This is a genomic window from Streptomyces sp. NPDC018026, from assembly GCF_044327745.1.
GTDB classification, from domain to species: Bacteria; Actinomycetota; Actinomycetes; order Streptomycetales; family Streptomycetaceae; genus Streptomyces; species Streptomyces rubrogriseus.
Genome location: NZ_JBIRFY010000009.1, coordinates 78,960 through 98,825 on the forward strand (window position 1 = coordinate 78,960; position 19,866 = coordinate 98,825).

Sequence of the window (19,866 nt, forward strand, 5' to 3'; positions counted from 1 at the left end):
CAGCGCCCCCCAGCACCCCTCAGGACACGATGCGTATCCGGCGCTGCTCGCTGACCTGGTCCACCTCGGACACCCGGACGGTCGCCCTCATCGTCCAGACGCCGGGCAGGGGCAGCGTGAGGGTGTTGGCGCTCCAGTAGCCGCCCCGGTCGACCAGCTCCGCCTCGATGGGGCCGACGTCCTTGTCGGGGAGGGTGAAGGAGAGCCGCAGTTCGGGTACGGCGGCCAGGCTGCCGTCGGGGCCGAAGACGACGGCCTGGACGGCGTTGTCGCCGGTGCGGCCGGGGTCCAGGGTGATCTGGACCGTGCCGCGGGCGGCCGCCGTGCCGATCTCGAACGGGATCGTGGTGACGGACGCGGGCAGCACACCGCCCGCCGGTACGGCCGTCCGCGCCGCCTCGTCCGCCGCACGGCCGGGCGGGGTGGCGGTCAGCACGGTCGTCACCGCCAGGACGACCGCGGCCACGGCGGCCTCGGCGAGGGCGGAACGGCGCAGACCGCGGCGGAGGGCGGCCTGCGCGGCGGTGGGGGGCCGTTCCGGGTCCGCCTCGGTGTCCGGCCTCGGCGCCGGCTCCGGCTGTGAGTCCGGTTTCGGCTCCGGCTGTGACTCCGGGGGGCCGACCGCCGGTTGGGGGATGCGCTCGCGCAGCGTCGTCCGGGCGGGCTCGGGCACGGTGAGCGCCGCCGTCGCCAGGGCCGTCGTCCATCTCCGGGACACCGCCGCCGCGGCCAGCAGCACGGCCACCAGGAGCACCTTGACCAGCAGCAGCCTGCCGTACGTCGTGCCGGTGAGCGCCTGCCAGGAGCCGAGGCCGCGCCAGGACTGGTAGACGCCGGTGGTCACCAGGACGGTGACGGAGGCGAGGGCGACGCGGGAGAAGCGGGCGACGGTGGCGGCGTCCGCGATGGTGCGCAGGGTGAGGATCAGGGCGGTGAGGCCGCCCAGCCAGACCGCGGTGGCCAGCAGGTGCAGGGTGAAGGACGCCATCGCGAGGGGCACCTGGATGCCGGCGGCGGCGTGTTCCGCGGCGGCCCAGGTCAGGGCGAGGCCGACGGCCAGGGCGGTGCCCACCGCGCCGACGAGCGGGGTGCGCTCCCCCCGCCGGTCCGCGCGGGACACCCGGACGAGGAGGAGCGCGACCGGGGCCAGCAGCGCCAGCCTGATCAGCAGCAGTACGCCGGGGCGCGCGGTGAGGGTGCCCGCGAGCGCGTCGGCGTCCAGGGCCGACGACGGCCCCGTACCCGCCTCGTACGGGGCACGCAGCACCAGCAGGGCGACGGTGGCCGCCAGCAGGGTCCACCAGCCCGTCACCAGCGGGCGGCGCAACGGGGCCGGGTCCGGGGGGCGGCACAGGGCGGCGAAGGCGGCGGTGCCGATGAGCAGGGCGGCGGCGAGGTAGGCGAGGTAGCGGGCGAGCTTGTGGAGGGTCGCGGTCAGCGGGTCCTCGGTGGGGCCCGGGTCCACGGGGGCGGACGTCTGCGACGGCTTGCCCACGGAGAAGGTGAAGGCGCCCGACACCGGGTGGCTGTCGGCGGACACCACCCGCCAGGCCACGGTGTACGTGCCCTCCCCCAGCCCGTCCGGCAGCGCGACCCCGGCCGTGTCGGACCGGCCGTCCACGTGCCCGGCCGCCCCGGTGCGGACGCGGTGACCGCCCGGGTCCAGGACGCGGAAGGAGTCGTCGCGCAGGCCGACGGACTCGCTGAAGGTCAGGGTGACGCGGGCGGGGGCGCGCTGGAGGACCGTTCCGTCGGCGGGGTCGGTGGAGCCGAGGGCGGCGTGGGCGGACGCAGGTCCGGCGCCACCGAGGAGGAGCAGGACCAGCACGGCTCCCAGCAGCACCAGCCGCCGGACTCCCCGGCCGGGCCGGAGGACCTGGCCGGGCCGGAGGTCCCGGCAGCCCTGGCGGCTTCGGGAAGTGCTTCCGTTCCCTCGGTCCCCGTGGTCCCACCGCTGTGGCCGGTCGTGTCCTCCTCCTCGCCCCCGGCGTCCAGCGTGCGCATCGTCACCACACCTCACGTCGCATCTCCGTCGTCGGGGCCCACTGCCTCGGGGATACGTACGGACGCGGCGGCCGTCCCGCTCACCGGGCTGTCCGGCGGCTCCTCACCACGACGGGCGGGCCGTCACCCCGCCGTCCACCACCAGGTCGTGGCCCGTCACCCAGGACGCCAGCCGCGAGGCCAGGAACACGCACGCGTCCCCCACGTCCTCCGGGCGCCCGAGCCGTCCCGTCGGTGCCGCCCGCCGCCACGGCCGTACGCCCTCCGGCCAGGCCTCGGCGAGTCCCTCCCGGTCGACGAGGCCGGGGGAGACGGAGTTCACCCGCACGCCCCACGGGCCGTACTCCAGTGCCGCCGACCGGGCGTGCATCACCACCGCCGCCTTCGAGGCGCTGTAGTGCGCGTGCGCGGGAGCGGGGGCGCCCGCCTCGATCGAGGCGATGTGGGTGACCGTGCCGCCGCCCTGGGCGCGCATGACTGCCGCCGCGGCCTGCGTGCACGCGAAGACGCCGGTCAGGTTGGTGTCCACCACCTCCCGCCACTCGGTCGCCGTCATGCCCGGCAGTTCCCGCAGCGGCTGCACGCCCGCGTTGTTGACCAGCGCGTCGAGCCGTCCGCCGCCCCAGTCGGCGGCCTCCCCGACCAGGCGCCGGCAGGCGTCCTCGCCGGTGAGGTCGGCGCGCAGGACGGTGGCGCGTCCGCCCCGGTCGCGGATGCGTTCCGCCACCTCCCGCGCCGACTGCACCGCCGTACGGCAGTGCACCGCCACCGCCGCGCCCTCCTCGGCGAAGCGCAGTGCGATCCCCCGGCCGATGCCGCCGCCCGCGCCGGTGACCAGGGCGATCTGTCCGTCGAGGAGGCGGGTGGAGTCGGGGGGAGGGGGTGCGGGAGTCATGGGCGGCACAGTGACTCGATCCGGGCCGACTCGGCCGGGTAGCGCGCCGTGAGATCGGCGGCGTCGCCGTGCTCGTAGTCCCCGTAGGTGAAGCCGGGCGCCATCGTGCAGCCGAAGAGCGACCACGCGCCGCCCGCGCCCACCCGGCCGCCCATCCACGTACCGGCGGGCACCGTGTACTGCACGTGCTGCCCGCCCAGGACGTCGGGGCCGAGCACGGCCGTACGCGCGCTGCCGTCCGGGGCGAGGAGGAGCAGTTCGAGGGGATCGCCGAGGTAGAAGTGCCAGACCTCGTCGGCGGGCAGGCGGTGCAGGGCGGAGAAGTCGTCCGGCCGGGCGGTGAGCAGGGCGACGATGGCGGAACCGGCGGGGCGTCCGTCCGGGCGCCCGGGGCCCGCCCAGGTGCGCCGGAACAGTCCGCCCTCGCGCGGAATGGGCTCCAGTGCGTAGTGCGCGATCAGGTCCTCGGCGGTCGGTGTCGGCGCGGGAGTCACGCGCCGAACGCTACCTCCCGGCGCAGGAAAGCCAGTTGTGCCTTCTTCTCCGGCAGGTACATGTCCGGCAGGTCCACCTCGGGCAGGTCCACCTCGGGACCGGCGGTGAAGCCCTGCTTGAGGAAGCGGGCGATCGCCTTCTCGTTGGCCACGTCCGGGTCGACCACGATCCGCGTCCGGTCCAGGCCCAGCAGCACGTACGCCATGAGGACGGCCGACAGCGCGGCGGTCCAGCCGGGGCGCGCGCCCTCGGTTCCGGCGGGGGCGAGGAGCAGGTGGACGCCGATGTCGCCCGGCTCGGCGGCGTAGCACTCGCTCACCCGGTCGGCCGCGGGATCGTAGGTCTGGAGCAGGGCGGCCGGCGCGTCGTCCTTCACGACCAGGAAGGCGTGGTGGGTGTCGAGGGTGTCCATGTGCGCGTACACGGCGGCGACCTGGTCGCGCGTCAGGTCGTTCATGCCCCAGAACGCGGCCCGTTCCTCACCGACCCAGCCGTGGACCACCGCGGCGTCCGCGGCGGGGTCCAGGGGCAGGACGCGGACGGTGCCGAAGCCGTCGAGGTACTGCTCGTGGACCGGGGTGCGGGAGGCGTACGGGGCCGCGGGGGTGTCAGTCATCGGATTCCTTGGTGAGCCGGTCGAAGTCGGTGACCACCGGGGCGAGTTCCCCGCCGAGCCACAGGGGCTGCTGGTCGTGGTGGTGGGGTGAGCCGGGGCGGCCCGAGGCGCCGTGCGGCACCACCCAGCGGCTGTTCGCGCGGTCGGCCAGGTCCCAGACGTACCGTGCGGCCGGGCCGCGTGCGGCGCGGTCGGTGAGGCCGGGCACCGGGGAGGTGCACAGGACGCAGTCGTGGTCGCCGGAGAGGCCGGGTTCGTCCACGGGGGCGGCGGCGGTGGCGGCGGGGTCCGGCAGTGCCCGCCAGGGGGCCAGGCGGTGGGTGTCGCCCCAGGTGCCGGACGGCGGCGACGCGGCGACCTCCTCCAGCGCGGCGCGGACGGTCTCGGTGCGGTCGATGCCGTACAGGTCCTCCGCGCGCAGCAGGTGCTCCAGGGCGTGGCCGAGGCGCGGCACGAGCGCGAGCCACGGCAGGAGCACCTCGGGGTACGCGGGCGGCACGGACGCCGGGGCGAGGACCGGGTGCGCGGCCAGACCGCGTACGACCGCCGCGCGCACGGCCGCGTACGCCGCGGCGTCGGTGCTGTCGGCGTCCATGCGTCGGTCCCAGGCGAGGATGCGGTCGCGCAGGGCGGCGGCCTCGGGGGTGAGGGGGGTCGGGGTGGTCGGAGTCGTCGGGGTGGTCGGGGTGGTCGGGGTGGCTTCGGAGGTCGGGGTGGTCGGGGTGGCTTCGGAGGTCGGGGCGGTCGTGGAAGGCAGGGCCGCGAGGTGGTTCAGGAGGGGGGTGGCCGAGCCCAGGTGGGTGTCCGTGTGGATCGCGGGCATGTCCGCCGCCGACCAGTGCTCCTTGCCCGCGAGCAGGGCGGTGATGCGGTCGGCGCGGTGCGGCGGGGCGAACTCGACGCCCAGGGGCGTGGACGGGCCGCGCTGGTTCGCCATCACCGCGACGCCGTCGGTGAGGCCGGCGCGGGGCGGGGTGTGCCAGCCGGTCCACTCGTGGCCGGGCTCCCAGGCGGGGACCGGTCGCAGGCCGTTCGCGGCGGGGCGCACGGGGACGCGGCCCGCGACCCGGTGCAGCAGGCCGCCCTCCGTGTCGGCGGCCTGCACCACGTTGACCGGCTCGGCCCACGCGTCCAGGGCGCGGTCCACGTCGGCGACCCGGCGGGCCCGCAGCAGCGGCAGCAGGGCGCCGAAGCCGAGGTCGGCGGTGACGCGGGGCGGGTAGCGCAGGCTGAGGGCGGCCGGGGTGCCGTCGTCCAGGCCCTCGGGGCCGCCGGCGATCACGGGGCCGCGGTCGGTCTCGATGATCTCGACCTCCACCGTGTCCTCCCCGGCGACGTGGATCGTCTCCGTGTGGCGGGCGGCGCGGTGCCAGGTGCCGTCCGGGCCGAGCGCCTCGACCCCCGCGCCGGTGCGGCGCAGGCGTTCGCGGTACAGGTCCTGGTAGTCGGCCATCGCGTTGGTGATGGCCCAGGCGACGGTGCCGGTGTGGCCGAAGTGGGCGACGCCGGGGACGCCGGGCACGGCGAGGCCGACGACGTCGAACTCCGGGCAGGACAGGTGGACCTGCTGGTAGACACCGGGGTCCTCGATGAAGCGGTGCGGGTCGCCCGCGATCAGTGCGTGTCCGGTCGTGGTCCGCTCGCCGCTCACCAGCCAGCCGTTGCTGCCCGCGGTGCCGGGGCCGTCGGCGGCGAACAGGGCGACGGCTTCCGGGCCGAGGTGGGTGGAGATGTGCTCGCGCCAGAGCTTGGCGGGGAAGCCCGCGAAGAGGATGTGGGTGGCGAGCCAGACGCCGAGCGGGGTCCAGGGGTCCCAGTGGCCCGGGGTGAGGCCGGTGCGGGCGAACTCCGGGGACTGGGCATGGGCCTGGGCCGGGTTCGCGTTCGGGTTCGGGTTCGGGTTCGGGGGCTCTGTCTCGGTGAGCCCCTCGTTCACGCCGTCCGCGTACGCCCGCACCCAGGCCGCCGTCTCCGGGTCCTTCTGCTCCAGGGCGGTGAAGCAGCGGCGGGCGGTGTCCGCGAGGCGGGCTCGGCGGGCGAGGCGGTCCCAGGACAGGGCCTCGGGGCCGAGGAAGGACGCGGAGGTGCCCTGGGCGCGGTGCCGCTCGACCTCCAGTTGCCAGGCGCGGTCGCGGGCGGTGACGCGGCCCTGGGCGCGGGCGAGTTCGTGCGGGGTGTCCGCGCGCAGGTGCGGGATTCCCCAGGCGTCGCGGTAGGTCTCGGCGCTCACCCCTGTGCCTCTACTTTCCTTTAGGTTAGGCTCACCTAAGTTATAGCTGTCGTGGCCGAATAGTACGTGAAGGGTGAAGGAAACATGGGGCAGGGGCGGGGCTGGGAGGGCGCGGTCCTCAAGCTGATGCGCGCGAAGGACTTCGAGTTCACCGTGACGGGCGTGGAGGACGTGACCCCGCACTACCGGCGGCTGCGCCTGAGCGACGGCGGCATGCTGGCGGTGACCGGGGTCCACCCCACGATGTGGGTGCGGCTGTGGTTCGACAACGCGGGCAGGCCGCACCAGCGGGGGTACACGCTGGTCGACCCGGATCCGGCGGCCGGGACCTTCGCCATGGAGTTCGCCCTGCACGAGGGGTGCGCGAGCGACTGGGCGCGGGCGGCGAAGCCGGGGGACACCGTCGAGGCGACGGTCCAGGGCACCGGGTTCGAGGTGCCGCAGCCCCCTCCGTCCCGTGTCTTCGCGGTCGCGGACCCGGCGTCCCTGCCCGCGCTCAACTCCCTGCTCGACGCGTTCGGGTCGGTGCCCGCGACCGTCTGGTTCGAGGGGGGCACGGACGACGGCCTGCCGTTTCGTACCGACTCCGGGCGGCACGAGGTGCGGGCGGTTGCGCGGCGGGACGCGGGGGCGCAGTTGGTGGCGCGGGTGAAGGAGGAGCTGCCGGAGCTGCTGGGGGCCGCCTCGGAGCCGTTCGTATGGATCGCGTGCGACACGGCGACTACCCGGGCGCTCTCGTCGTACGTCCGCAAGGAGCTGGGGGTGCCGAAGCAGCGGGTGAACGCGCTGGGGTACTGGCGCGCGACCTGAGCCCGTACGCGCGATCATCGGGACATGGACGTCACACTTCACCTCGCCCAGGACCCCGAGGCCGACGAACTCCTCGGGCGCAGCCCGCTCGCCGCGCTGGTCGGCATGCTGCTGGACCAGCAAGTGCCCATGGAGTGGGCGTTCAAGGGTCCCTCGACCATCGCCCGGCGCATGGGGGCGGAGGACCTCGACGCGCACGACATCGCCGCGTACGACCCGGAGGGGTTCGCCGCGCTGCTGTCCGACAAGCCGGCCGTTCATCGGTATCCCGGCTCGATGGCGGGGCGGGTGCAGCAGCTGTGCCGGTACCTCGTCGAGACGTACGACGGTGACGCCGAGGCCGTCTGGCGGGGGGTGAGCACCGGGAAGGAGCTGCTGAAACGGCTCCAGGAGCTGCCGGGGTTCGGCAAGCAGAAGGCCCAGATCTTCCTTGCGCTGCTCGGCAAGCAGCTCGGCGTCCGTCCCGAGGGGTGGCGCGAGGCGGCGGGGGCGTACGGGGAGCCGGACTCCTTCCGGTCGGTCGCGGACATCAGGGGGCCGGAGTCCCTGACCAAGGTGCGTGCGCACAAGCAGGAGATGAAGGCGGCGGCCAAGGCGGCGAAGGGCTCCGGCAAGTAGGTGCGCGTGGCGCGGTATCTCCGGTGGGTGGGTCGGGGCCGCGCCGGGGGGTGTCCGTCCTCGGAACGGCGCGGAATCGGTCGGCCACAGAAGCGAACTCCGTTGACGCGCCAACCGCTGCGGGCGGACACCCCCCGACCCGCCCCCTTCTCGCCGTACGCGGCTCCCCCGCCGCCTCGCCCCCGCGCCAGCTGCGCGTACCCGCCACGCCGCCCAGCTGCGCGCCGTCCGCCGCCCCGCCCAGCTGCGCGTCGTCGCCCGCCGCCGCCGCTGCGGGCAGTCGTGCCGCTGGGGCGGCACGGGTGGGCGCAGCGGCACCCCGCAACGCCGGGCCGCGTCCCCCTCGCGCCCGCACCCACCCCGGGCACCGCGTGCGACGCCGGGCCACGTGCCCCACACCCGCCCCGGGTGCCGCGTCGCGCGGAGCGCATCAGCCCCGTGGCCCAACCCAGGTGGCATCCGTGTCGAGCCTGCTCCCAGCATGGGGCATGACCGAACCACCTAGCGGGTCCCCCGGCGGGACGCCGTACGACGACCGCGGGGTGCACGCCCGGCACGGGACGCCGCACGGGCCGGCCGCCGGACACCGGGAGCCCGAGCCCGAGCCCGCCTTCGAGGGGCCGTTGCACCTTCTGTCCCGCGCCGCCTGGCAGACCGTGCTGTTCACCGGCATCGCCTCGCTGATCCTGGGCATCCTGGTCCTGGTCTGGCCCGGCGCCTCGCTCCTCGCCGCCGGTGTGCTCTTCGGCCTCTACCTCGTCATCAGCGGCGTCCTCCAGCTGGCCGCGGCCTTCGGTACGCACCGCAGGACCTCACTGCGGGTGCTGGCCTTCATCAGCGGCGCCGTGTCGATCCTGCTGGGTCTGTTCTGCTTCCGCGGCCCCCTGCAGTCGGTGCTGCTGCTCGCGCTGTGGATCGGCATCGGCTGGCTGTTCCGCGGCGTCACCCAGATCGTGGCCGCCGCGCACGACCCGTCCATGCCGGCGCGCGGCTGGCAGATCTTCCTCGGCGCCGTCACCGTGGTCGCCGGCATCGTCCTGATCGACTCGCCGGTCGAGTCGGCCGCCGTCCTCATGCTGGTCGGCGGCTGGTGGCTGGTCGTCGTCGGCGTCGTCGAGATCGTGACGTCGGTGCGGCTGCGCGGGCGGGCGCACCAGGTCCCCCGCGCCCTGTGAGCGGCGCCCCGCCTACGCCGAGCGGGCGGATTACGTCCCCGGCGGGAAGGACGGCGTACGCCGGGCGGGGACACGACTGAGGTGAGACCCGCACCGCATGCCGCCGTCCGCCCGGACGCCTGTCTGCGGGCCCTGGTCCTGTTGCTCGTCCTGCTCGTGCCCTGCACGCACGTGGCGGTCCGGGCGGCACCGGTCACGCCGGTGGCCGCGGCGGCGGGTACGGCGGGGGAGTACGACCATCTCGACACCGTGCTGAGGGGGCCGGGGCGCAGTGTGCGGCGGGCCGTCGTGGTGCGGCCCGTTGCGCCGGTCTTCGTGGCGGGCCGTCGGGCTCGCCCCCGGTTCGACGCTCGTACCGATCGGGCCGCCGTCCTCCCCCGCGGCCCGCGTTCCGTGGTTCTGCGCTGCTGACCGCGCCGGACCGGCCCCGTCGCCGGTCCCCCGCGAACCCGGCACGCGAACCAGGAACGAGGAACCGACATGCCCAACGACCCCTACGCCGTCCTGCGCGCCCTCCTGCGTGCCGAGGCGGCCCGCCGTGCGCCCCGGACCGGCACCGCCGCGCAGGCAGCCGGCGAACAGCAGCGGCCCGCACGGGAACGGCCGCGCGGCTGACAAAAGGGCCCGGGCGGTGGGGGCGGTCACGCACCGTCTCCGCCGCCCGCGGAGAGCCCCGCGGCCACCGAACTCTCGCGGGCCCTGCCGATTGATCCGGTTTGCGGCGGCTTTTCCGGCGCCGCACTCCGGCGCCATGGCTGCGCCCGCGACGCCGGGGCCGGTAGGCTTTCCGTGTGATCTTCAAGCGCATCGGAAACGGCCGGCCGTACCCCGACCACGGCCGGGAAAGCACCCGGCAGTGGGCGGACGTCGCGCCGCGCCCGGTCCGCCTCGATCAGCTCGTGACGACCAAGGGCCAGCTCGACCTGGAAACGCTCCTGGCCGAGGACTCCACCTTCTACGGCGACCTCTTCGCACACGTCGTGAAGTGGCAGGGCGATCTGTATCTGGAGGACGGTCTGCACCGGGCGGTGCGGGCCGCGCTGCAGCAGCGCCAGGTGCTGCACGCCCGGGTCCTCGAGCTCGACTGACGACGCCTGTGGCGCTTTCGGTTGACCCTTTCGGGTTGCCTTGCGTCGAACCTCGGAACGTCGACTGATCATCTAATAGGCATCCCTGCTCCGGCGCACTACGCTGCGCCCATGAGCATGCTGACTCCTCCCGGCATGGGTGGCCAGTACAAGATCACGGGGGACAAGTACCCGCGGATGCGCCCGGCCCGGCGACGCGGCCGGTTCGCGGTCCTCGCCGTCGCCTGCGTCACCGTTCTCGGGGTGCTGGGCTGGGGCACGCTGCAGCTCATCGACGTCTTCACCGGCGGCGACAAGGCCTCTGCGGCCGGTGCCGCCGGCTGTGCCACCACCGCGAGGGCGAGCGCCTCGCCGTCCGCCGTGGAGCTGCCGAAGCCCGGTCAGGTCACCGTCAACGTGCTCAACGCGACGACCCGCAGCGGGCTGGCGCAGAAGACCGCCGACGAGCTGAAGAAGCGCGGCTTCCGCGTGGGCGACGTGAGCAACGCGCCCAAGGAGTACGACAAGAAGGTCGCCGGCACGGGGCTGCTGCTCGGGCCGGCCGCCTCCCTCAAGACCTCGCTCACCGTGCTCGGCACCCAGCTGCCCGGCGCCGAGCACCGCGCCGACGCGGCCCGCAAGGGCGCCGCCGTCGACCTCATCATCGGCAACGGCTTCAAGGGGCTGGCGAAGCCCGCGGCCGCCGACACGGCGCTGGCCGAGCTGGCCGCGCCGCGGCCGACGCCCACCGCGGAGAAGAAGGGCTGCTGAGCGGGTCCGGGACTGCGCCGACCGCTATTCGGCCGCTCCGTACATGCGGTCGCCCGCGTCGCCGAGGCCCGGGACGATGTAGCCCTGCTCGTTGAGACGCTCGTCGACCGAGGCCGTCACGACCGTCACCGGGGTGCCGGCCAGCTCGCGCTCCATCAGTTCGACACCCTCGGGGGCGGCGAGCAGCACCACCGCCGTCACGTCGTCGGCGCCGCGCTTGATCAGCTCCCTGATGGACGCGACCAGGGTGCCGCCGGTGGCCAGCATGGGGTCGAGGACGTACACCTGGCGCCCGGACAGGTCGTCCGGCATGCGCGTGGCGTACGTGGAGGCCTGGAGCGTCTCCTCGTTGCGCACCATGCCGAGGAAGCCCACCTCGGCGGTCGGCAGCAGCCGGACCATGCCGTCGAGCATGCCGAGACCGGCCCGCAGGATCGGCACCACCAGCGGGCGCGGGTGGGAGAGCTTGACGCCGGTGGTCCGGGAGACCGGCGTGTGGATGTCGACCTGTTCGGTGCGGACGTCCCGCGTGGCCTCGTAGGCGAGCAGGGTGACCAGCTCGTCGGCGAGACGGCGGAAGGTCGCGGAGTCGGTGCGCTGGTCGCGCAGCGTGGTGAGCTTGTGGGCGACCAGGGGGTGGTCGACGACGTGGAGACGCATGTCCACCACATTAACCGGGGCCCGTGGGGGCGGCGTCCCCGCGGCGGGCAAGGTCCAAAGCGGGGCTCCACTCGTTCGCGGGCGTCAAACCGCCCGGTCGGGGGAAGGTGGGAGGGACGGACGCTGGGTGGTGAGACTGTGCCTGACCGGGACTTCCACAACATGCCGTCCCCCGGCGCGGAGCGGGGTGCGGAACGCGGGGCCGAGCCGAGTGCGGTGCCGCGGGGGGAGCGGGAACGGGAGCGGGAGGCCGAACGGCGGCGGCGCCGGGCCGAGTTCCTGCGTGATCTGGCGGAGGCCCGGCAGTTGCGGGACCGCGTGCAGCCGCGCCGCGCCAAGGCCGCCCGGCTGCGGCACGCGATGCGCATGCGCACCTTTCGCTGGTAGTTCCTCGGCAGTTCGCTGGTTGTTCCTCCGCCCGGGAAAACTTCCTGAGCCGGCCGGGGAAGATCGCGCGCCGCGCCGACGTTGGTGGTGACGGACGTACGCGGGGACCGCGAGAATCCGCGTACGATCCGCACGTGGCGGCGACGAGGGCGCTGCTGGGCGGCTGTCCGGGTGCGCACCTTCCGGGACGCCGGTCAAAACAGCCGGACACAGGGCGCCGAAGACGTCCCCTGAGTGCCTTGTTTCTGCCACGATTCCGAGTGGGTGGGGCTCGGAGCACCGCTCCCCCGCCCGTAGCCTCCGCCGGGGGGATCCCCAACCGGCACGCCTAGGACCAGTGGGAGAGTCACGGTGTACTTCGCCGCACTGCTCGCGCGCACCGAAGACGGGTGGGAAGCGAGCGACACAGAGCTCGACGATGTGGAAACCCTGTCGGATCTTGCCGACCTGGCCCGGGAGTCCTCTCCCGACGAGGACACGGTGCTCGTGCTGATCGAGCAGGAGGACGCGTGGTTCGGAGTCGTCCGGGTGGACGGCGAGGAGGACCCCCGTATCTATGTGTCGGACGCCGCCGCGGCCGCCCGCAGCAGCTACGGCGAGATCCTGCTCACCGACGAACTGCTCGGCCGGGAGCCGGGTGACGACGGTGACGACCTCGACGCCCTCGACCTCGACGGCACGGAGGACGGCGAGTCCGACGACGAGGAGGACGAGGACGGCGGCGGCTCCGACGCGGCCGCCGGCTCGGCCGAGGCCGTGCCGCACGGGCCGGTCGGCGACGCCGAGGTCCTGGACGACCTCGGCGTGAGCGAGAAGGAGCTGCGCTCGATGTCCGGGGACGCGGTCGGCGAGATCGCCGAGGCCCTGGGCGCGCTGGACGTACTGGAGACCGTCCGCTGACCGCGCCGGCCGAGGAGGACCCCGAGGGGGCACCGCCCGATCCGGTGCGCGACCGGTGGCGGGCCGCGATGCGGCTCGCCCTGGCCGAGGCCGGGCGGGCGGCGGCCGGCGGGGACGTGCCCGTCGGCGCCGTCGTACTGGCGCCGGACGGCCGTGCCGTGCTCTCCGCCGGGCACAACGAACGCGAGGCCACCGGGGACCCGACGGCCCACGCCGAGGTCCTCGCGATCCGGCGGGCCGCAGCGGAGCTGGGCGAGTGGCGGCTGTCGGGGTGCACGCTCGTCGTCACCCTGGAGCCCTGCACGATGTGCGCGGGCGCGCTCGTCCAGTCCCGGGTGGACCGCGTGGTCTACGGCGCCCGCGACGACAAGGCGGGAGCGGCCGGGTCGCTGTGGGACGTGGTGCGCGACCGGCGCCTCAACCACCGTCCCGAGGTGATCGAGGGCGTGCTCGCGGACGACTGCGCCCGGCTGCTCACGGACTTCTTCCGCGACCGCTGACCGGGTCCGGACGGGGTGCCGGGACAGCTGCCCGTACGGCCGTTCGTCGGCCGCAATACCGATTTCTGAGCATGCCGCTCCGTGCTGTAAGGTCTCTCTCGGTAGCGTGTCCGAGCGGCCGAAGGAGCTCGCCTCGAAAGCGAGTGTGGCGCAAGTCACCGAGGGTTCAAATCCCTCCGCTACCGCTTTGGAAGGGCCCCGTCGAAAGACGGGGCCCTTCGTGCGATCATGAGCGACCGAAAGGCGTGGGTCGAAGGGACAGGGGAGGCCGCGGTGGCGGTGAACTCGAAGAAGATCGCCGTCTATGTGGTCGTGGTCTTCGTGCTGTACGTGATCATCACCGATCCGGCCAAGGCAGCCGACTACGTGCAGATAGGTTTCCAGGGCATATCCGACGCGGCGGGCGCCGTGGGCGACTTCATGACCTGGGCCGCCAACGGAGGAGAGTGATGATCCGCCATCTCGTGCTGTTCAAGCTGAACGACGGCGTCGAGCGCGACGACCCGCGCGTCGTGGCGGGCGTCGAGGCCTTCCGGGCGCTCGGTGGCCGGATCGACGACCTCCGCTTCTGGGAGTGCGCCTGGAACATCAGCGACCGGCCCATCGCCTACGACTTCGCCATCAACTCGGCCGTGGACGACGCGGACGCGCTCAAGCGCTATCTCGAACACCCGGCGCACCAGGCGGGCGTCGCGCTGTGGCGCGAGTTCGCCACCTGGGTGATCGCCGACTACGAGTTCTAGTACGACCGCGGGTCCGCAGCGCGCTGCGGACCGGGGCCCGGCCCCGCACCGGCTCGGTGCGGGGCCGTTCTGCGTTCACTCAACACGACGTTATGCGGTGCTTGCACACAGTGGACATGTCTTGTGATGCTATGACCGCTTTTGACGGATGAGTTGACGGAAGAGTTGACAGATCACGAGGTGGAGTTGACCGTGCCGGCCAGTACTGCGCCTCAAGCACCGCCCGCGCCGCCCGCCCAGGCCCAGGAGGCTCCCGCGCCGCAGCGCAGCCGGGGCGCCGACACCCGGGCCCTGACCCAGGTGCTCTTCGGCGAGCTGAAGGGCCTCACCCCGGGCACGCCGGAGCACGACCGGGTGCGCGCGGCGCTCATCGAGGCCAACCTCCCGCTGGTGCGCTACGCCGCCGCCCGCTTCCGCTCGCGCAACGAGCCGATGGAGGACGTCGTCCAGGTCGGCACCATCGGGCTCATCAACGCCATCGACCGCTTCGACCCGGAGCGGGGCGTGCAGTTCCCGACGTTCGCGATGCCCACCGTGGTCGGGGAGATCAAGCGGTACTTCCGCGACAACGTGCGCACCGTGCACGTGCCGCGCCGGCTGCACGAGCTGTGGGTGCAGGTCAACAGCGCCACCGAGGACCTGACGACGGCCTTCGGGCGCTCCCCGACCACCGCCGAGATCGCCGAGCGGCTGCGCATCACCGAGGAGGAGGTGCTGTCCTGCATCGAGGCGGGGCGGTCGTACCACGCCACCTCGCTGGAGGCCGCCCAGGAGGGCGACGGGCTGCCCGGACTGCTCGACCGGCTCGGCTACGAGGACCCGGCCCTCGACGGGGTCGAGCACCGGGACCTGGTACGCCACCTGCTCGTCCAGCTCCCCGAGCGGGAGCAGCGGATCCTGCTGCTGCGCTACTACAGCAACCTCACGCAGTCGCAGATCAGCGCCGAACTCGGCGTCTCCCAGATGCACGTCTCGCGGCTACTGGCGCGTAGTTTCCAGCGGTTGAGGTCCGCGAACCGGATCGACGCGTAAGCTCGGCCGGGAGTCCGGGCGGAGTCGAAAGCGCGAGCGAGGGGTCACCGGGGAGAGCGAATCGCTCACCAGGGCCGTTGCGGACGGAATCGGGCTGAAAGCCCATCAGACCCCCTGTTTCCAGGGGGTATTCGCATCTCGGATGTCGACATGTCACTACAGCGCGTTGCCGACATGTGACATTCTGCCGGAGACGCGTTTGCCGGGGCTTCGGCTCCGGTATTCAGGTGAAGGCTGCGTTCCCGGCGTGGGAGCGTGTGCCGCGACCGTCCCGCGACCCAAAGGGGGTGGCATGTCCGCAGAACAGGGCAGCTCGAAGGTGCTCGCGCTCGCGGAGAGCGAGACCGCGCCCGACTCGATCGAGGCGCTCGGCCCCGTCGAGCCCGTCGGCCCCATCGACTCCGTCGGCTCCGTCGGCTCCCTCGACGGCGCTCAGGCCGTCGAAGCCGTGCCGGACCTCGACGCCGTGCCGGCCCAGACCCTTCCGGCAACGGAGGCCATCGACACCCGCACCCTGTCCCGCTCCCTGTTCCTGCGGCTCGCCGCCCTCGACCAGGACAGTCCCGAGCGCGCCTACGTCCGGGACACCCTGATCGAGCTGAACCTCCCGCTGGTGCGCTACGCCGCCGCGCGCTTCCGGTCCCGCAACGAGCCGATGGAGGACATCGTCCAGGTCGGCACCATCGGCCTGATCAAGGCGATCGACCGCTTCGACTGCGAACGCGGGGTCGAGTTCCCGACGTTCGCCATGCCGACCGTCGTCGGCGAGATCAAGCGGTTCTTCCGCGACACCTCGTGGTCGGTGCGCGTCCCGCGCCGCCTCCAGGAGCTGCGGCTGGCCCTGACGAAGGCCAGCGACGAGCTGTCCCAGAAGCTGGACCGCTCGCCGACCGTGAGTGAACTGGCCGCCGTCCTCGGCGTGTCCGAGGAGGACGTCGTCGACGGCCTGGCCGTGGGCAACGCGTACACCGCCTCCTCGCTGGACTCGCCGGCCCCGGAGGACGACGGCGGCGAGGGCTCGCTGGCCGACCGCCTGGGCTACGAGGACACGGCGCTGGAGGGCGTGGAGTACCGCGAGTCCCTGAAGCCGCTGCTGGCCAAGCTGCCGCCCCGGGAGCGGCGGATCATCATGCTGCGCTTCTTCGCCAACATGACCCAGTCGCAGATCGGCGAGGAGGTCGGCATCTCGCAGATGCACGTCTCCCGGCTGCTCACCCGGACCCTGTCGCAGCTGCGCGAAGGCCTCATCTCCGACTGAGCCCGCGCCGCGGGAGAGCCCGTACGACAGCACGGCGGCCGCCGTGGCACCTCGGGGGTGCCGCGGCGGTCGCCTTCGTATGTCCCGGTACCAGGCCGCAGCGGCCGGGTGCCCGTTCTAGCCGAGCGCCAGCCAGGCCACGGCCGCGACGACGATCACGGCGGCCACGATGCCGACGATCAGGCCGACGCGGGGTCCGGAGGAGGCGGCGGGGGCCGCCGCCTGCCGGCCCTGCGGGGCGTCGTCGACGAACGCGCGGAACATCTGGGTGCTGCCTGCGGGGTCGTTGGTGCCCTGGGGGCCCTGGGTGTTAGCCATGGGCCGAGACACTAGCGAATCCGCGAGTGCGGCCCAAGTGCGGGGCCGCCGAGCCCTCTTGACCCGACCCACCCCTTACCACCTGCGCATTTACTTTCGCAATACTTGCCTTTGCCAACTTTTTATGCCGCGCCGACCCTTTTTGTTTGCCTGTAGCAACTAACTGTCCTTATGGTTGCCCTAAGCAACGAATCGGGAGGTGCGCATGGCCGAGAAGGCGCAGTACGAGGAGCTGATCCGCCAGTTCAGCGCCTTCGGCGCCGTGAAGCGGGAGATGGGGCGGCTGCTGCCGTCCGACTGTCCCGGCGGGTCCGTCGCCGTACTGACCCTGCTCGGCCGCCACGGGGACATGCGCATGAGCAAGCTCGCGGAGCTGCTCGCGGTGGACATGTCGGTGACCAGCCGCCACGTCGCCCACGGCGCCGAGCGGGGCTGGATCGAACGCTTTCCCGACCCGGCGGACAAGCGCTCGCGCATCCTGCGCCTGACGCCCGCGGGACAGGACCAGCTCGACGAGATCGCCGAGCGGACCACCCAGCTGCTCTCCCACCGCCTGAGCGACTGGTCCGACGACGAGGTCGGCCAGCTCTCCCGGCTCATGGCCCGCCTCAGGGCCAGCTTCGACGACTGCCGGGCCCCCGCGGCCCGGCCTCCCGCACTGTCCGGGGACGAACAGTCCACCCGTACACCCGCGATCACCACGTAAGTAAAGGAAGTCCATGGCAACGACCACACCAGCCGGTGTGCGGGCTCATGCCAAGCACGGGGGAGGCTCCACCGGAGACGCTCCGATGACGCACCGGCAGATCATGGAGGCACTGTCCGGGCTGCTGCTCGGCATGTTCTGCGCGATCCTGTCCTCGACCATCGTCACCAACGCCCTGCCCGAGATCATCGGTGACCTCGGCGGCGGCCAGAGCGCCTACACCTGGGTCGTCACGGCCTCGCTGCTGACGATGACCGCCTCGACCCCCCTGTGGGGCAAGCTCGCGGACCAGTTCAGCAAGAAGGCCCTGGTCCAGATAGCCCTGGTCGTCTTCGTCATCGGCTCCGTCGTGGCCGGCCTGGCGCAGAACCCCGCGATGCTGATCACCGCGCGGGCCATCCAGGGCCTCGGCGCCGGCGGTCTGTCCGCCCTGGCGCAGATCATCATGGCCGCGATGATCGCCCCGCGTGAGCGCGGGCGCTACTCCGGCTACCTCGGTGCCACCTTCGCCGTCGCCACCGTCGGCGGTCCGCTGCTCGGCGGCGTCATCACCGACACCAGCTGGCTCGGCTGGCGCTGGTGCCTCTACGTCGGCGTGCCCTTCGCGATCCTCGCGCTGATCGTGCTCCAGAAGACGCTGCACCTGCCCGTGGTCAAGCGGAAGGTCAAGGTCGACTGGGCCGGCGCCTTCTTCGTCACCGCGGCCGTCTGCCTGCTGCTCGTCTGGGTCACCTTCGCCGACGACAAGTACTCCTGGATGTCCTGGCAGACCGGCGCCATGGTCGGCGGCGCGATCGTGCTGACGCTGGTCTTCCTCTTCGTCGAGAGCAGGGCGAGCGAGCCGATCATCCCGCTGCGCCTGTTCAGGAACCGCACCATCACCCTGGCCTCGCTGGCCTCGCTGTTCGTCGGTATCGCGATGTTCGCGGGCACCGTCTACTTCAGCCAGTACTTCCAGCTCGCCCGGGACAAGTCCCCCACCATGTCGGGCGTCATGACGATCCCGATGATCGGCGGCCTGTTCGTCTCCTCCACGGTCTCCGGCATCATCATCACCAAGACCGGCAAGTGGAAGCGCTGGCTGCTGGCCGGCGGCGTGCTGCTGACGGCGGGCCTCGGCCTGCTCAGCACGATGCGCTACGACACCGCGTACTGGCACATCGCGATCTTCATGGCGCTGATGGGCCTCGGTGTCGGCATGATGATGCAGAACCTGGTGCTCTGCACGCAGAACCAGGTGGAGCCGAGCGACCTGGGCTCCGCGTCCTCCACGGTCACCTTCTTCCGGTCCCTCGGCGGCGCGGTGGGCGTCTCGGTGCTCGGCTCCATCATGTCGACCCGGATCAGCCACTACGCCACCGACACCATCGGGCAGCTCAGGCCCGAGGACCAGATGGCGGCCGGCAAGGCCCTGGGCTCCGGCCAGATCCCCGACATGGACCTGCTCCCCGCGCCCATCCGCACCTGGCTGGAGAGCGCCTACGGGCACGGCATCGCCGACATCTTCCTGTACGTCGCGCCGATCGCCCTGCTCGGCTTCCTGGTGACGCTGTTCATCAAGGAGGTCCCGCTGCGCACCAAGGGCGCCCTCGCACAGGCCGCGGAGTCCTCGGCCGAGGCCGCCCCGCCGGTGGCGGGCACCCCCGCGGAGGCCGTCCGCGTCGCCGACGAGCCGGTTCCGGCCGGTGCGATGGCGGCCGTGTCGGCCACACCGTCCGGCGACCCGGCCAGCTCGGCCGTCTCGGACACCGCGGTCTCCCCGGCCGCCGGACCGGCCGCCGGACCGGTGGCCACGCAGCGGCTCGCCGCCGTCGCCACGACGACCGGCTCCGGTGAACCGCAGGCGCCCGTCTCCGGCGGCATCGCGGTGCGCGGCTTCGTCCGCGGCGCCGAGTCCGCCCCGGTCCCGCAGGCCGCGGTCACGCTGATCTCGCTGGCCGGCCGCCAGCTCGGCCGGTCCGTCGCCCAGGCCGACGGCTCCTACACCGTCGACGCGCCCAGCGCCGGGTCGTACGTGCTGATCGCCTCCGCCGACGGCTTCCAGCCGCAGGCCTCCACCATCGTCGTCAACGACGAGCCGGTCGCCTACGACATCCTGCTCAGCGGCACCAGCGGGCTCACCGGCCTGGTCCGGGCCATGGAGGGCGGGCTGCCGGTCAAGGACGCCATGGTGATCGTCACCGACGTGCGCGGCGACCTGCTGGCCAGCGCCACCACCGGTGAGGCGGGCGAGTTCGCCTTCACCGAGCTGGTGCCGGGCACCGTGACCGTCGCGGTCAACGCCGCCGGCTACCGGCCCCGCGCGCTGCCGCTGGAGGTCGGCGGCACCGGCGTCACCCGCGTCGAGGTCGACCTCCAGGCCGGGGCCCAGGTCCAGGGCGTCGTGCGGGCGCCGCACGGCCCGCTGGCCGACGCCCGGGTCACCCTGGTCGACGCGGCCGGCAACGTGGTCGGCACGGCCACCACCGGGGCGGACGGGGCGTACGCCTTCACCGACCTGGACGCCGGTGAGTACACCGTCATCGCGACCGGCTACCCGCCGGTGGCCACCGCCCTGACGGTCGCCGGCCCGGGTGCCGACGGTCACGACATCGAGCTCGCCCACCCCGGCGAGTAGCAGAACCCCGGCCCGTGGTGGCGTGCGCGCTCCGAGCGGAGGTGCGCCCGCCCACCACGGGCCG

23 protein-coding genes and 1 tRNA gene are annotated in these 19,866 nt (G+C 73.3%); 17 read left to right on the forward strand and 7 right to left on the reverse strand.

Translation table 11 applies throughout. The features are described 5' to 3' along the window. Positions 1-19 precede the first annotated feature (19 nt). The 5 genes from ACH4D3_RS26420 to ACH4D3_RS26440 all read right to left on the reverse strand — a co-directional run bounded on the left by ACH4D3_RS26420 (position 20) and on the right by ACH4D3_RS26440 (position 6,240). Positions 20-1,843 (reverse strand): copper resistance protein CopC, encoded by a 1,824-nt coding sequence (locus tag ACH4D3_RS26420; protein ID WP_398326568.1) that lies wholly within the window; start codon positions 1,841-1,843, stop codon positions 20-22. A 264-nt stretch (positions 1,844-2,107) separates the two neighbouring features. Then, a complete protein-coding gene (locus tag ACH4D3_RS26425) occupies positions 2,108-2,899 on the reverse strand; it encodes an SDR family NAD(P)-dependent oxidoreductase (protein ID WP_398326571.1) in 792 nt (263 codons plus the stop codon). Continuing rightward, positions 2,896-3,393, reverse strand: coding sequence for a cupin domain-containing protein (locus ACH4D3_RS26430; protein ID WP_398326574.1), 498 nt, complete (start codon positions 3,391-3,393; stop codon positions 2,896-2,898). The genes ACH4D3_RS26425 and ACH4D3_RS26430 overlap by 4 nt, the downstream gene beginning before the upstream one ends. Then, on the reverse strand, positions 3,390-4,010 hold the full coding sequence (locus ACH4D3_RS26435) for a GNAT family N-acetyltransferase (RefSeq protein WP_398326577.1): 621 nt from the start codon (positions 4,008-4,010) through the stop codon (positions 3,390-3,392). The genes ACH4D3_RS26430 and ACH4D3_RS26435 overlap by 4 nt, the downstream gene beginning before the upstream one ends. Then, positions 4,003-6,240: a penicillin acylase family protein gene (locus ACH4D3_RS26440; RefSeq protein WP_398326580.1), complete on the reverse strand. Its 2,238-nt coding sequence runs from the start codon at positions 6,238-6,240 to the stop codon at positions 4,003-4,005. The genes ACH4D3_RS26435 and ACH4D3_RS26440 overlap by 8 nt, the downstream gene beginning before the upstream one ends. Before the next feature lie 84 nt (positions 6,241-6,324). Between ACH4D3_RS26440 and ACH4D3_RS26445 the strand changes: the two genes are divergently transcribed. The 7 genes from ACH4D3_RS26445 to ACH4D3_RS26475 all read left to right on the forward strand — a co-directional run bounded on the left by ACH4D3_RS26445 (position 6,325) and on the right by ACH4D3_RS26475 (position 10,681). After that, complete coding sequence (locus tag ACH4D3_RS26445; protein WP_398326583.1) at positions 6,325-7,050, forward strand: siderophore-interacting protein; 726 nt, start codon at positions 6,325-6,327, stop codon at positions 7,048-7,050. Between the two features lie 24 nt (positions 7,051-7,074). Further along, positions 7,075-7,668: an HhH-GPD-type base excision DNA repair protein gene (locus tag ACH4D3_RS26450; protein WP_398326586.1), complete on the forward strand. Its 594-nt coding sequence runs from the start codon at positions 7,075-7,077 to the stop codon at positions 7,666-7,668. A 488-nt stretch (positions 7,669-8,156) separates the two neighbouring features. Next, positions 8,157-8,843, forward strand: a complete 687-nt coding sequence (locus tag ACH4D3_RS26455) for an HdeD family acid-resistance protein (RefSeq protein ID WP_398326589.1) — start codon at positions 8,157-8,159, stop codon at positions 8,841-8,843. A gap of 81 nt (positions 8,844-8,924) precedes the next feature. Next, entirely contained in the window at positions 8,925-9,254 is a 330-nt protein-coding gene (locus ACH4D3_RS26460) for a hypothetical protein (protein ID WP_398326592.1), read from the forward strand. Between the two features lie 69 nt (positions 9,255-9,323). Continuing rightward, positions 9,324-9,458, forward strand: coding sequence for a hypothetical protein (locus ACH4D3_RS26465; RefSeq protein WP_398326595.1), 135 nt, complete (start codon positions 9,324-9,326; stop codon positions 9,456-9,458). Between the two features lie 176 nt (positions 9,459-9,634). Next, positions 9,635-9,931: a type II toxin-antitoxin system VapB family antitoxin gene (locus tag ACH4D3_RS26470; RefSeq protein WP_003999914.1), complete on the forward strand. Its 297-nt coding sequence runs from the start codon at positions 9,635-9,637 to the stop codon at positions 9,929-9,931. Positions 9,932-10,066: 135 nt separating this feature from the next. Then, the gene (locus tag ACH4D3_RS26475; protein ID WP_398327062.1) at positions 10,067-10,681 is read left to right on the forward strand and encodes a LytR C-terminal domain-containing protein; all 615 of its coding nucleotides are present in this window, start codon (positions 10,067-10,069) and stop codon (positions 10,679-10,681) included. Positions 10,682-10,705: 24 nt separating this feature from the next. On the opposite strand, the gene upp is transcribed toward ACH4D3_RS26475, so the two are convergent. Next, complete coding sequence (gene upp, locus ACH4D3_RS26480; protein WP_003974921.1) at positions 10,706-11,341, reverse strand: uracil phosphoribosyltransferase; 636 nt, start codon at positions 11,339-11,341, stop codon at positions 10,706-10,708. Positions 11,342-11,479: 138 nt separating this feature from the next. Here upp and ACH4D3_RS26485 point away from each other — a divergent pair, with 138 nt between their 5' ends. The 8 genes from ACH4D3_RS26485 to ACH4D3_RS26520 all read left to right on the forward strand — a co-directional run bounded on the left by ACH4D3_RS26485 (position 11,480) and on the right by ACH4D3_RS26520 (position 16,161). After that, positions 11,480-11,728: a hypothetical protein gene (locus tag ACH4D3_RS26485; RefSeq protein WP_398326597.1), complete on the forward strand. Its 249-nt coding sequence runs from the start codon at positions 11,480-11,482 to the stop codon at positions 11,726-11,728. A gap of 351 nt (positions 11,729-12,079) precedes the next feature. Then, the gene (locus tag ACH4D3_RS26490; protein ID WP_398326599.1) at positions 12,080-12,628 is read left to right on the forward strand and encodes a hypothetical protein; all 549 of its coding nucleotides are present in this window, start codon (positions 12,080-12,082) and stop codon (positions 12,626-12,628) included. A 68-nt stretch (positions 12,629-12,696) separates the two neighbouring features. Beyond that, on the forward strand, positions 12,697-13,128 hold the full coding sequence (tadA, locus tag ACH4D3_RS26495) for a tRNA adenosine(34) deaminase TadA (RefSeq protein ID WP_398327064.1): 432 nt from the start codon (positions 12,697-12,699) through the stop codon (positions 13,126-13,128). Positions 13,129-13,228: 100 nt separating this feature from the next. Further along, a tRNA-Ser gene (locus ACH4D3_RS26500) sits at positions 13,229-13,313 on the forward strand. A 43-nt stretch (positions 13,314-13,356) separates the two neighbouring features. Beyond that, positions 13,357-13,578 (forward strand): hypothetical protein, encoded by a 222-nt coding sequence (locus ACH4D3_RS26505; RefSeq protein ID WP_003974925.1) that lies wholly within the window; start codon positions 13,357-13,359, stop codon positions 13,576-13,578. Continuing rightward, entirely contained in the window at positions 13,578-13,871 is a 294-nt protein-coding gene (locus ACH4D3_RS26510) for a Dabb family protein (protein ID WP_385357847.1), read from the forward strand. The genes ACH4D3_RS26505 and ACH4D3_RS26510 overlap by 1 nt, the downstream gene beginning before the upstream one ends. 192 nt (positions 13,872-14,063) lie before the next feature. Next, a complete protein-coding gene (locus ACH4D3_RS26515; RefSeq protein WP_030188868.1) occupies positions 14,064-14,903 on the forward strand; it encodes an RNA polymerase sigma factor SigF in 840 nt (279 codons plus the stop codon). 292 nt (positions 14,904-15,195) lie between these two features. Next, the gene (locus tag ACH4D3_RS26520; RefSeq protein ID WP_398326602.1) at positions 15,196-16,161 is read left to right on the forward strand and encodes an RNA polymerase sigma factor SigF; all 966 of its coding nucleotides are present in this window, start codon (positions 15,196-15,198) and stop codon (positions 16,159-16,161) included. A gap of 117 nt (positions 16,162-16,278) precedes the next feature. Here the strand turns inward: ACH4D3_RS26520 and ACH4D3_RS26525 are convergent, their stop codons facing one another. Then, the gene (locus ACH4D3_RS26525) at positions 16,279-16,479 is read right to left on the reverse strand and encodes a hypothetical protein (RefSeq protein ID WP_398326605.1); all 201 of its coding nucleotides are present in this window, start codon (positions 16,477-16,479) and stop codon (positions 16,279-16,281) included. Positions 16,480-16,684: 205 nt separating this feature from the next. On the opposite strand from ACH4D3_RS26525, the gene ACH4D3_RS26530 reads away from it, so the two are divergent. Together ACH4D3_RS26530 and ACH4D3_RS26535 are read left to right on the forward strand one after the other, a co-directional pair. After that, the gene (locus ACH4D3_RS26530) at positions 16,685-17,185 is read left to right on the forward strand and encodes a MarR family winged helix-turn-helix transcriptional regulator (RefSeq protein WP_109029062.1); all 501 of its coding nucleotides are present in this window, start codon (positions 16,685-16,687) and stop codon (positions 17,183-17,185) included. A gap of 13 nt (positions 17,186-17,198) precedes the next feature. After that, positions 17,199-19,802, forward strand: a complete 2,604-nt coding sequence (locus tag ACH4D3_RS26535; RefSeq protein WP_398326609.1) for an MFS transporter — start codon at positions 17,199-17,201, stop codon at positions 19,800-19,802. Positions 19,803-19,866: the final 64 nt, after the last annotated feature.

Excerpts from the sequence above, each read along its gene's own strand:
- tadA (WP_398327064.1), top strand. The coding sequence starts at position 12,697 with ATGCGGCTCGCCCTGGCCGAGGCCGGGCGGGCGGCGGCCGGCGGGGAC.
- ACH4D3_RS26450 (WP_398326586.1), top strand. The coding sequence starts at position 7,075 with ATGGACGTCACACTTCACCTCGCCCAGGACCCCGAGGCCGACGAACTC.
- ACH4D3_RS26525 (WP_398326605.1), bottom strand. The coding sequence starts at position 16,479 with ATGGCTAACACCCAGGGCCCCCAGGGCACCAACGACCCCGCAGGCAGC.
- ACH4D3_RS26465 (WP_398326595.1), top strand. The coding sequence starts at position 9,324 with ATGCCCAACGACCCCTACGCCGTCCTGCGCGCCCTCCTGCGTGCCGAG.
- ACH4D3_RS26535 (WP_398326609.1), top strand. The coding sequence starts at position 17,199 with ATGGCAACGACCACACCAGCCGGTGTGCGGGCTCATGCCAAGCACGGG.
- ACH4D3_RS26425 (WP_398326571.1), bottom strand. The coding sequence starts at position 2,899 with ATGACTCCCGCACCCCCTCCCCCCGACTCCACCCGCCTCCTCGACGGA.
- ACH4D3_RS26520 (WP_398326602.1), top strand. The coding sequence starts at position 15,196 with ATGTCCGCAGAACAGGGCAGCTCGAAGGTGCTCGCGCTCGCGGAGAGC.
- ACH4D3_RS26530 (WP_109029062.1), top strand. The coding sequence starts at position 16,685 with ATGGCCGAGAAGGCGCAGTACGAGGAGCTGATCCGCCAGTTCAGCGCC.
- ACH4D3_RS26505 (WP_003974925.1), top strand. The coding sequence starts at position 13,357 with ATGAGCGACCGAAAGGCGTGGGTCGAAGGGACAGGGGAGGCCGCGGTG.
- ACH4D3_RS26475 (WP_398327062.1), top strand. The coding sequence starts at position 10,067 with ATGGGTGGCCAGTACAAGATCACGGGGGACAAGTACCCGCGGATGCGC.
- upp (WP_003974921.1), bottom strand. The coding sequence starts at position 11,341 with ATGCGTCTCCACGTCGTCGACCACCCCCTGGTCGCCCACAAGCTCACC.
- ACH4D3_RS26435 (WP_398326577.1), bottom strand. The coding sequence starts at position 4,010 with ATGACTGACACCCCCGCGGCCCCGTACGCCTCCCGCACCCCGGTCCAC.
- ACH4D3_RS26455 (WP_398326589.1), top strand. The coding sequence starts at position 8,157 with ATGACCGAACCACCTAGCGGGTCCCCCGGCGGGACGCCGTACGACGAC.
- ACH4D3_RS26445 (WP_398326583.1), top strand. The coding sequence starts at position 6,325 with ATGGGGCAGGGGCGGGGCTGGGAGGGCGCGGTCCTCAAGCTGATGCGC.
- ACH4D3_RS26510 (WP_385357847.1), top strand. The coding sequence starts at position 13,578 with ATGATCCGCCATCTCGTGCTGTTCAAGCTGAACGACGGCGTCGAGCGC.